At 50.9% G+C, this 10096-nt stretch carries 11 protein-coding genes; 5 read left to right on the forward strand and 6 right to left on the reverse strand.

Going from position 1 to position 10096, the window contains the following annotated elements:
* Positions 1-196: 196 nt before the first annotated feature.
* A complete protein-coding gene (locus F8N49_RS20580) occupies positions 197-742 on the forward strand; it encodes a hypothetical protein (protein ID WP_151552333.1) in 546 nt (181 codons plus the stop codon).
* A 298-nt stretch (positions 743-1040) separates the two neighbouring features.
* Here F8N49_RS20580 and F8N49_RS20585 read toward each other — a convergent pair whose 3' ends face one another.
* Positions 1041-1202: a type II toxin-antitoxin system CcdA family antitoxin gene (locus tag F8N49_RS20585; RefSeq protein ID WP_151552336.1), complete on the reverse strand. Its 162-nt coding sequence runs from the start codon at positions 1200-1202 to the stop codon at positions 1041-1043.
* A 206-nt stretch (positions 1203-1408) separates the two neighbouring features.
* The gene (locus F8N49_RS20590; RefSeq protein ID WP_151552339.1) at positions 1409-1801 is read right to left on the reverse strand and encodes a helix-turn-helix domain-containing protein; all 393 of its coding nucleotides are present in this window, start codon (positions 1799-1801) and stop codon (positions 1409-1411) included.
* Between the two features lie 214 nt (positions 1802-2015).
* Between F8N49_RS20590 and F8N49_RS20595 the strand changes: the two genes are divergently transcribed.
* Positions 2016-2477: a Rid family hydrolase gene (locus F8N49_RS20595; RefSeq protein WP_039759017.1), complete on the forward strand. Its 462-nt coding sequence runs from the start codon at positions 2016-2018 to the stop codon at positions 2475-2477.
* On the opposite strand, the gene F8N49_RS20600 is transcribed toward F8N49_RS20595, so the two are convergent.
* A complete protein-coding gene (locus F8N49_RS20600; protein ID WP_151552341.1) occupies positions 2455-3480 on the reverse strand; it encodes a LysR family transcriptional regulator in 1026 nt (341 codons plus the stop codon). The two genes, F8N49_RS20595 and F8N49_RS20600, sit on opposite strands and share 23 nt — an antisense overlap.
* A 368-nt stretch (positions 3481-3848) precedes the next feature.
* Here F8N49_RS20600 and F8N49_RS20605 point away from each other — a divergent pair, with 368 nt between their 5' ends.
* The 3 genes from F8N49_RS20605 to F8N49_RS20620 all read left to right on the forward strand — a co-directional run bounded on the left by F8N49_RS20605 (position 3849) and on the right by F8N49_RS20620 (position 7754).
* Complete coding sequence (locus F8N49_RS20605; RefSeq protein ID WP_151552343.1) at positions 3849-4757, forward strand: serine hydrolase; 909 nt, start codon at positions 3849-3851, stop codon at positions 4755-4757.
* 133 nt (positions 4758-4890) lie between these two features.
* Positions 4891-5817, forward strand: a complete 927-nt coding sequence (locus tag F8N49_RS20610; protein ID WP_151552345.1) for a DMT family transporter — start codon at positions 4891-4893, stop codon at positions 5815-5817.
* Between the two features lie 1196 nt (positions 5818-7013).
* Positions 7014-7754, forward strand: a complete 741-nt coding sequence (locus tag F8N49_RS20620) for an NAD(P)-dependent oxidoreductase (protein ID WP_151552349.1) — start codon at positions 7014-7016, stop codon at positions 7752-7754.
* 120 nt (positions 7755-7874) lie between these two features.
* Here F8N49_RS20620 and F8N49_RS20625 read toward each other — a convergent pair whose 3' ends face one another.
* The 3 genes from F8N49_RS20625 to F8N49_RS20635 form a co-directional block, all read right to left on the reverse strand.
* Positions 7875-8285 carry a hypothetical protein gene (locus F8N49_RS20625; protein WP_151552351.1) on the reverse strand — a complete coding sequence of 137 codons (411 nt, stop codon included), beginning with the start codon at positions 8283-8285 and terminating at the stop codon, positions 7875-7877.
* 227 nt (positions 8286-8512) lie between these two features.
* Positions 8513-9160, reverse strand: coding sequence for an HNH endonuclease (locus tag F8N49_RS20630; RefSeq protein ID WP_151552353.1), 648 nt, complete (start codon positions 9158-9160; stop codon positions 8513-8515).
* 2 nt (positions 9161-9162) lie between these two features.
* Positions 9163-10096 (reverse strand): ATP-binding protein (locus F8N49_RS20635; RefSeq protein ID WP_218574887.1); only part of this gene is annotated, 934 nt, incomplete at its 5' end.

Here is a 10096-nt window from a genome sequence, read left to right on the forward strand (position 1 = left end):
TTTCTGATTGGAGCTAAAGTATTTTCGGTTTTGAGCCGTTTAACAAATAAACAAAAAAATAAACGTACTGAGAGGCTCAAGATATATGGCTGCCGTCACCAGGCAAGAATCAACAAATCCATATGATTATCTCCGAGGCCGAATAGCCTACGAGATCTCTAGTCTTGTAGGCGCCTTCAGGGACGGAGACCAGGTCGTGCTCAAAATCGATGAATACGCCTTCCACTTGAGCCCAATACAAGCCGATCTACTGGCTCAAGGCTTTCTAATGGCAGCTCTACGCACTCGTCTTCGACGTTTCGATATGCCATGGCGAAATGGACAGATCCATAATGTAAGTGCGATGCCCAAAAAAACTTTCCAGAGGGGAGTGGCAATGGGGATGGGGTTTCATGACGCCACACTCCCAGAGTCAGACAAATTTTTCGCGACGGGTTGGCTTTACGAGGGAACTGGGGACGATTTGGATTACCCCGCAAACGTGGTGTTTCTTAAAACTAGGCGAGATGGCGTTGTGGAATTCCAAAAGGGAAAAGATGAATTTCTTTTGAGGCCAAAGCATGCCGTTCAGCTCTGCTTGGAGCTTGCAGATTCGTCCAGCTCGCTCGCTACGCGTGTCTGGAGTATTTGGGACAGGATCATCGAGTGGAGTACCGGGCACGCAACATCAGACAAAGCCTCTTTTGATCTAGCGAATAGTGCACTATTTGATTACCTGAAATCATACTCATCTATCGTTTAAAAGTTTAATCGGCAAAAGTATCGATTTGAATGCAGGAGGAACCTTGGCTGAGAGTCAGCAAGGCCCTCCTCACGATACTAAGCGTGTCATGAGCGCATATTCGTAGGTAATGAGAGCTACACAGACAGGCTTACTGGGTGTGATTGGGTGTGTAATTGGATATGAAGGCGCTTACGCTCGATTTAGATCAACTTTTCCCGGGCTGGGTGAGTGCGCCTTAATTTACAACCTCGCTGCTCTGGCCCTACTAAGTCTTGTTCACTGTCGTTTCTAGGGAGTTGCAAAACTCGCTTAGGTATCAGAAACTCCGTACTTGATCGCAGAACACGCCGTGGGCTTCCACTTCTCTGTTGTAGGCATTTACGGCTTCGCTGTTCTCTGCCAGCCATTGCTCGGCCTGTTGCTTCTTTAGGGCCTCGGCCAAAGCCTGTTCCAAAAGGATTTTTTCTTGAGTGCGCATGGTGTCGTCTCCCGTTCGGCCGCGATCATAAGAGTAACCCTTAAACAAACTCCCCATTTTCCTAGTCCTGGCACTGGTGTGCTCATCTAAAATCTTAGCGCTGACTTTACATTCAAACAAGACAACGCATCCTGAAAAACCTAGTCGCTTACGCAGCTTACCGACGAGCTCACGTGTGCGCTCGCCCCGTTATGCAGCTCATCAAATCACAGCGCAGGCGATTGATTGTTCTGTTTCCAAGCCCTCGGGGTCACACCTTCGGTTCGCACGAATGTTCGACAGAAGTGAGACTGGTCAGAGAAGCCACACTCCAGTGCAATGTCCGCAATTAGCAATCTCGACGTCTGAAGCAGCTGCTTGCCCCTCAAAATCCGCTGCTCTCGCATCCATTCTTTGGGTGAGACGAGAGCGCTTTTTTTAAACTGACGGGTGAAATGGCTGCGGGATAGCGCACACGCCTGTGCGATAGCTGCCACGGAGATATCTGCGTCCAAGTTCTCGAGCATCAACTGCTTGGCGCGCTGGATCTGCCAAGGTTTCAAGTGTCCGGTTTGTTTAGTCAAATCCTTAAGTGAGGGCGCGCATGTTTCCTGTTTCATCCTGATTCCTTTTTCCCAGTAGCCGATTGATCAGCTCAATCCAGCGGTCAGTCGATGGGAAAAATTTAACGGAAGGCGCGTCGTGATGGGGGCGCAACTTTGCGCTGCTGAAGGCGCAAAATTGCGCATTTTCAATTGTGTTTCCGGTGCTAGCCTTTGCCTCCCGACAACTCGAATCGACATCATTCGATTCGTCATCTGCAAGGAGAACGCAATGGCTGCTTCACAACCGCACGGCAAAAACACCGCTTACTGGGGAGTCTCATGGGAGGAGGGCTACGGCTATCCCCAAGCCAGAAAAGTCGGAAACGAGATCTATATCTCGGGTCAGTTCAACCACGATGAGGAGGGTAACCTGGTTGCTCCCGCACCTTTGAACAGCGAGGGCAAACCCAGCGATTTCTCGTCGATAGGAGAGCAGATGCGCGCCTCCTACGACAACATCGCCAAGTTGCTCGCGCTGTACGGAGCAACCCTTGATGATGTTGTAGAAGAAACGCTCTACGTATTGGATATGGACGCGGCATTTGCCGTGGTAGGTGATGTGCGTAAAGCCGCATATCGCACTGAGCGACCACAGTGCGCGAGCAATATCATCGGTGTATCCAGGTTGGCTCAACGTTCACAGCTGATTGAAATCGTCTGCAAGGCTGTCATCGGATCTCGCGCTGACTAAGAGACGCTCCCGGTTTCGCCTGCGCAACCGGGAGATCCAGCTGCCCTTCGATCAAAGGCTTTTGATGCGCTACGGCTGCTGCACAAAAAGTCATGAATGCTTTGACTCTCCATGACTTTCGAATGTCCTGGTGCGTGAGCAGCCAGAGCTCATCCTGTAGTTCGCGCACAACTGGCCCGACGCGTGTTAACCCAGGCGTAATGTCTCCCAGCATGCACGGAAGAAACCCATAACCAAGTCCTGCCGCAATGGCGACGCTAGCGGCCGCGACTGAGTCCGTACGATAAGAAATACAGTCGGCGCTGACTCTGTCCTCGACGTAGCTTTTAGCCTTCAGCCCACATAATCCTGCGGAATACGATACCCACGGTTGGCCTTCTGCGAACGGGGTAGTAGTCGCTTGTTTTATGCTGCCATAAGGCGCCCATGCGATCGAAGCGAGCTTGCGCCCGACTAGACTTTCGGCAGGTTTTTTGGTCGCTCTCACCGCTACGTCAGATTCATCGCGAGCCAGACTTAACGTCTCGTTGCCAACCAGAACCTCGATGGCAATTCCTTCATTAAGTGCCTTGAAGTCGGCGATGATCGGCGTGAGAAAATACAGCAGCAGGGAGTCGCTGGTAGTGATCCTAAGCTTTCCAAGCAGCCCTTGACCTGCCCGAGAAACTCTGCGAGTGACGCTCACGATATCAAGCTCTACTCGTTCGGCGAGCGCCCGTAACTCGACGCCTTCCGGCGTCAGCATGTACCCAGAGCGACGGTGGTCGAATAGGGCGACCCCAAGCGTCTTTTCCACTTGAGCCACACGACGCGATACGGTGGATACGTTGATACCCAACCTTTTCGCTGTCGCGGCTCTATTACCGCATTCGCTTAGCGTTTTGATGATTCGCAAGTCGTCCCAAGAAAGTTGACTTACAGCCTCACTTAAATTTTGGGTGACTCCGGTTGATACGGGCGGATTGGTTGAAGCTTTTTTTGATGATGGTTTCACGCCAAGCATCCCAAATTTAGATTGCTCATCATACGAAATGGCCGGGGGCGAACAAAGAAATCACGTGCACAAGCGGGTTAGAAAGGTTGGTATCAGCTGATGGGCTAGTCCTTGGGTTTTACCATAGCCCCCCCCTGAAGCCTTCGCGTGTAGCTTTCATTCATTCTGCTTGCGCTTAAGGACACGAGAGGCGCTTCGCGAAGGAACGATGTTCGGCCACACGCGATTGGTGTCGTGTCTGACTTAACCTGCGATGACAGCGTGGCGCCAAGGGCGTTGTTCAGCGTTTTTCAGAGGCCGGCTTGTTACTCTGGCGAACGACATTGAACAGAGTACCCTTTTGAGTCGTCGATCCGTTTCAAACGTCAAGGAAGCCAATGTTCAGTGCACTCGTGGTAAACGGTCAGCCACAGCCACAGCCACATCCACATGAACAGGGAGAGCTCCCCGTGCCTTGGTGGAGTTTTACGAAAACCGTTTTGGCTACGACGGCTCTCTCGTTAGTCCGTGACCGCGTTATAGGATTAGACGACCTCGTTTTTGATCAGCCCTACACATTACGTCAGTTACTGCGGCATGAGGCAGGTCTGGCCGACTACGGCGAGCTTGGCGAGTACCACCAGGCCGTTGCGAACGGTGAGTCGGCCTGGTCTGTAGATGAAATGTTAAAACGCCTTGATGGTGCTCGACTTCGATACACCCCCGGAGCCGGGTGGCGTTATTCGAATGTGGGTTATCTGCTCATCGGAAGGCTCATTGAACGGCTGACTGATCTAACGCTTGAGGATGCTGTGAATCAACGGGTACTCGCTCCTCTGGGCTTGTCCAACGTCCGCTTCGCTAAAACGCGAGCAGACTTAAAAACAAACCACGTGGTGGACACTCTAAACTATGACCCCGCCTGGGTTTACCACGGCCTGTTAATCGGCTCAGTTTCGCAAGCGGCATTATTTTTGGATCGACTCTTCTGCGCAGACTTGCTTTCAGCTGGCTTGCTCACTGAGATGCGAGGAGCACGCACATTGGGCGGGCCCATTCCCGGACGTCCGTGGATCGCACGGAGTTATGGCCTAGGTTTGATGCAGGGAACGCTTGAGGGTGGATATGCCCTAAGCGGACATACAGGCTGCGGGCCAGGTAGCGCGATTGCTGTCTACTGGGTTTGTGATGGAGAAGTGTCGGCTAGTGGCGCTGCTTTTCAGGTAGACGCCAGTGAAGGTGCCGTCGAAGCGATCGTTGTTGAACAACTGATGCAAGCTCTGCGACAGACGTTGAAGGGACTCTAATTGCTTTGAGCGCTGGGCCCACGATGGGCAGGGGTGATGGCATTGAGCCTACTGCCGGCGCCTTGGGGCAGATCGCTGCAAGCCGACGATAACAAGTGGGTAGGCTTAGAGCTTATTGGGCAGGGAGCAATTCATGAACGAATACGGTACTCGGATCGATAATGCTCCCAAGGGTATAGCACTAATTGTCGGCGCTGTTTTTATGCTTGCCCTGGCCGATGCAGCAGTCAAATACTTCAGCGCTAAGCTGCCCCTATGGCAGCTATTCTTGATCGTGTCTTGCCTTTCGGTTCCCGCCCTGGGCACCTGGCTTGGCCGACGCATCCGCACAGGCCGCCTCAGAATTACTTCCGTTCCGTGGATAATGGCCGGGAGTCTTCTGCTGTTATTGATGTGGGTGACTTACTACTCGGCACTGCCGTTAATCCCACTATCGGTCGCTGCCGTTGCAATCTACACGACACCGATTTTTATAGCCCTTTTCTCCACTTGGTATGGCGGTGAGCCTTTGTCTCCAACCGGCTGGGCTGCTGTGGGATTAGGTTTTGTGGGCGTAGCCTTGGTGCCGCGCCCGGGTTCCGAAATCTTTACGCTTGCGACGTTGCTGCCTGTCGTCGGCGCTGTATTTTACGCACTCGCGATGGTGGTGACGCGCCGACATTGTCGCAGTGAACATCCTCTAGTACTGGCGCTAGGATTGAACGTCGCTTTCCTTTTTGCCGCCTGCATGGGAGGTATCGCCTCGCTGAACGTCAGCGAGGCAACGGTTGCTCGCGCTCCGTTTTTACTAACTCCATGGCAGACACTCGGTTGGCAGGAGATAGCCTTCATTTCCTGTTATGCGTGCATGCTGATTCTGATAAATACAGCTACCGCTAGAGCCTACCAGATTGCACCTCCCGAACTTGTCGGCACCTTTGACTATGCCTACCTGGCTTTCGCTTGCTTGTGGGGTTATCTGCTATTTCAGGAAGTGCCAGACGGCTTTACATGGGCGGGAATGCTATTGATCTTGATCGCAGGTTGGACGATTTTTCGCGTTCAGAAAAACGATGAGTAAACGCCCGTTATCACGCAACTGACGCAGGTTTTGCGGGAGGAGGGCGCAGCGCTCTAAGAGTTTCTGCACCGCCTTTCGAAGTCATCGAGACTGTCGTTTTGGGTCGATGAGAGTTCCGCTCCGCCCAGCTCGACGCTAGGAGGCCACGGCCTCGAGTTGAGGTGGCCGCTCACAGCCTGTGCCGCGTTCTGCCAATCACCGTTTGTCAATACGGTTGAGTTGCCGGGGTGATGTCGATAGCCGAGATATTGACTTCACCGGTCGTCTGGGTGACCGCACTAACTATGGAAGGCAATGTCATAATGATGTCATGTGGGGAGCGCCGATGCTTTTACCCACTCACTCAATATGCGTGACGCCATGCCTTCGACCGACGATTTTCGATTTAACGCCCATCACCTCCTGCTTGATCTGGATGCAGCCACAAATCACCTCATGATGCTTGTCGTCTCACACGAGGTAACAGGCAGCCGCTGGGATGAAGCCGTGTCCCGTCACGCTCAAGCTTACGCAGCATGGGCCTCTATACTCACTGGAATTCAAACCGATCCGCTGCCTGCACTTGATGGTCGGCCGGTAGAAGGCAACAGCTCTGCCGCTAAGTAAAATCCAAAGCTCGAAGATCTTCAGAAATATTCATCTGTGCCTCCATGCCGAGGCGAAACAGCTTTTGTTGGCAACAATCGTCGTGAGCCCTCCATGACAGGTGGAGAGTGACCAGCGTTCGGCTACAGTTCATCGACCGCAGGGAGTGACGTATGAACTGTTCAATTTGTGGGGCGCCGGCTCGGGTGCTTGAAACCAACTTTCATGGTGCGATAGTTGATTGCGTTGAGAGTGGTAGCTACGTTGTCAGCGCCGAGGTTCTCAAAAAGAAGGAATTCTCGGGAAAGATAGTAGCTGTCCAGGCGACTAGGCTGTGGCTCGTTAGTCAGAGGCTAGGGCACAACCATAGGCCGGTAATTACTGCCGATACCGTTCGCTGGGTAAAATAATTCCTACCGAAGACGCTCTCGGTTTGATATTGCTGATGGCTATCTTTTCGCTTGGCCACTTTAGGCCAACAATGGCCCGGTCAGCACGAAGCATTGCCAGCTACAGCGCTTGTCTGAATTCACGATTCCCCATATCGGTGGTTCTAAACCGATCACAAGGCTGGGAGGCTGGCGTGACATTTACCATAAGGACATGCCGAAATGGGCTCAAGGAAAATCCTCGTCACAGGTGCGGCAGGAAAGATCGGCACTGCTTTTTGGCAAGAGCGCGACGATAAATCCGATTTGCGTTTGGCCGATCTAGACGTAACTCAACTCCCGGACTCGGCACAGCGTTTCGCTCTGGATGTCAGGGATCAAGCCAGTTGCCTTCGAGCTTGCGAAGGTATCCATACCGTCATCCATCTTGCCGCTGACCCTGACCCAGACGCCGATTTCATGCACTCACTCCTTCCAGTGAACATCGTGGGCACTTACAACATGCTTTTTGCCGCAAAGGCACAAGGTTGCAAGCGCTTCATATTTGCAAGCAGTGCCCAAGTGATTGAGGGATATCCAAAGGATGTTCAGATCCAGGAATGCATGGCACCTAAACCAGGCAATCTCTACGGCGTCAGCAAGGCGTTCGGAGAAGCTTTGGCTTCGATGTATGCAAACGATGGACAGATAACGACCATCGCCGTCCGTATTGCCAACGTAGCCAAATTTGAACAAGGGCAAACCCACAGTCCAAGAGACGTTGCGGCCTTCATCAGTTTTAGAGATGTTGTCGCACTTCTCAATAACTGCGTTGAAGCCGAGCTGAAGGGTTTTCACGTTATCCATGGGGTCTCAGATAACCGATATAAGCGTCTCTCTATCGATCAGAGCAGAAAAGTTGTCGGGTATGCCCCCGTTGATGACGGGTTTGAGATATTGGAAGGAGGCGCTCAATCTGATTGAACGCACATTAGCTCCTAACCCGTTACAAGGGAGGGACTGTACAGCTGAAGTTAGACGTTTTTGCTCGGAGCCGTTCTGATATTTTTCGAATGACCGCTTCTGGCTGAAAGCAGGCGGGTATTACTTTGTTTTAGCTGCGTCAGGAGGCCAGCTCTCATAGAAAGAGCCGCCTACAGGGATCGGGTTGCCATCCATATGGTATGCGGCCCATGCCAGTAGGTGTGCCATGCGTTCGGCAGCAACTGGCGACAGTCCGCAAGACTCTCTGACTTCGTTTAGCCGTACTCGGCAAACATCGAGATGGCGTCGAACCCCGGAAAACCCGCCAAGATAAAGATAGAACTCGTCGAGAAGGATACCCACGCCTGGAACACCATAGGTGCCGGCCACACCTGGTGCCTCCTCATATATGGCCTTCACATCATGGCCTTCCAAGGTCGCAACAGCGGTGAGTACCTCGCAAAAAGTATCTTTCATGCTGTTGCTGACCCAGAGGTCATAGCTGTTGCCGATAATGATGGGCGCGCCCATGAGTCTTACTCTGATTTCGATAATGGAATGCTGAAGAAGAGACGTATTCAGCCATGCAGCCAATTTTCAATAGGCCGTCTCCGCTCCGATTATTATCTTTTTGGGCTGGAAAAGGCCATGCGTGGGCGGCTGCTTTTGGCCGGTTTCAGCCTTTCGTGAAGGGCTGAAACTGGCCAAAAGCTTTCAGTTGAGGGCAAACCCAAGACATCCTGCCAAAAGAGTTCTTACTATTGCCCATGCTTAGCAGCAAGTGACCTAACTTCGATTCCGGCCTCACTGTCTTCTCGTCTTCCAAGCAGATTAACTGCCTGTGCAGAAGTGAAGGAATCAACCTCCAACCCCATCAAATTAAAATAATCATACGTATATTGCCCTTTAGCACTACCATCGACTATCGTGAATTTCACCATGTTTTTTCTATTGACTTGCTTGCTTTCGCGCGATAGGTGCTGCTCCCATTCATCAAAGCTGGGATGCACAATCAAATAATTTTCTGACCTTTGGTATTTCACTGAATTCTTTTTATCCAAAACAAAGTCGTCATCTTCTCCTTTGTATTGCATGTTGCATCTTTTGCAGGAGGCAGAAAGATTCCACACGGTATAACTAAGTGAACGGTAGCGATCCTTGCCTTTTGGCAGTATATGCTCGCGATCAATCGTAAAGTGACCAAGGCCATGCAAATTCATCCTGCAATAACAGCAGTTCTCTTCATGCCGGAGTAGATGAAAATCACGCAGCTTATTTTTCGCACTCTGAATATGCTCTCCCTCTACCTTCCATGGACTAGATGAGGCGAGCGCTGCCTGAATAGCAGTAACTTCATCGTCTGTTAAATTGATCTCAGTCAACCGTGGATGATACGCGTCTGCCATTTTTAAATACCGTCTACTGGCTTGGTTTTTATTCTCTTGTTTTTATCTACCTTATCTACCAACTCTAGAACTGCATCAAAAAAATCTCCCTGCTGATTATCAAAACTTTTTTCCTGCATTGTTCTGATTAGGGAAGTCAAAGCGCTTCTGCTCAACTGATTTCGCTCAAACCTGTTCATTGCATCTACGATTTCTTCGCTGACGAAGTGGTTAGCAGGCGTAACAACATCAAATGCCTTCCAAAGAATCGCTTCGATTCCCGCGCTGCTAGCCGAACTATGATTAAGCTTCAATCGCACCGGGCCAGTGCCTGTCATTTGATGAACAGAAACTAGATTTGAATGTTCCGCTAACGCCCCTGAAACAACGAGCGGGGAGTGCGTGGCGACGACCACAGACACATTTCTATAGGCTAATGCTGCAATTATTTTGCCAATGTATTCACGTTGCCAAGCGGGATGTAGACTGTTCTCCGGTTCATCTATGAGAACTATCGAGTTTTGCTTTACACTTATAGATAAAAATATCAGAGAGCAGATTAGAGAAAGTTCTCCGGAGCTCGCATTGCTCAGCTCAAACTTGTTGCTTCCTTGTTTTTCAAGAAAAACGCTAATCTCCTTTATAATCTTGGCCCGCACCAGAAAACTTTCGCACCTCAATATCGCCGCAAACTCACGACTTTGAGAGAACTCATGAGTAGACCTCGCTGGATCGATCCAAATCACTTCCCCCGGATTCCAACGAGAGATAAAGCTCTGAGCGATTTCAAAATCCCGCATCCCTTCTTCAGTACCAAAGAAACTACTAGCGTCGTCTATGAAGCTTTTGAATTGTTGGATATTTCTCAAAGTGAAGCCTTCTAAACGAAAGCCGAAGCGAGAATAATATCCACAATACTCGAGTATCGCACTGATATGGTAAAAAGCAGAATCCTCT

The sequence above is a fragment of the Pseudomonas sp. GXM4 genome (assembly GCF_008923895.1).
In the GTDB taxonomy this organism is placed as follows: Bacteria; Pseudomonadota; Gammaproteobacteria; order Pseudomonadales; family Pseudomonadaceae; genus Aquipseudomonas; species Aquipseudomonas atacamensis.

Excerpts from the sequence above, each read along its gene's own strand:
- F8N49_RS20585 (WP_151552336.1), bottom strand. The coding sequence starts at position 1,202 with ATGCGCACTCAAGAAAAAATCCTTTTGGAACAGGCTTTGGCCGAGGCC.
- F8N49_RS20590 (WP_151552339.1), bottom strand. The coding sequence starts at position 1,801 with ATGAAACAGGAAACATGCGCGCCCTCACTTAAGGATTTGACTAAACAA.
- F8N49_RS20595 (WP_039759017.1), top strand. The coding sequence starts at position 2,016 with ATGGCTGCTTCACAACCGCACGGCAAAAACACCGCTTACTGGGGAGTC.
- F8N49_RS20600 (WP_151552341.1), bottom strand. The coding sequence starts at position 3,480 with ATGCTTGGCGTGAAACCATCATCAAAAAAAGCTTCAACCAATCCGCCC.
- F8N49_RS20605 (WP_151552343.1), top strand. The coding sequence starts at position 3,849 with ATGTTCAGTGCACTCGTGGTAAACGGTCAGCCACAGCCACAGCCACAT.
- F8N49_RS20610 (WP_151552345.1), top strand. The coding sequence starts at position 4,891 with ATGAACGAATACGGTACTCGGATCGATAATGCTCCCAAGGGTATAGCA.
- F8N49_RS20620 (WP_151552349.1), top strand. The coding sequence starts at position 7,014 with ATGGGCTCAAGGAAAATCCTCGTCACAGGTGCGGCAGGAAAGATCGGC.
- F8N49_RS20625 (WP_151552351.1), bottom strand. The coding sequence starts at position 8,285 with ATGGGCGCGCCCATCATTATCGGCAACAGCTATGACCTCTGGGTCAGC.
- F8N49_RS20630 (WP_151552353.1), bottom strand. The coding sequence starts at position 9,160 with ATGGCAGACGCGTATCATCCACGGTTGACTGAGATCAATTTAACAGAC.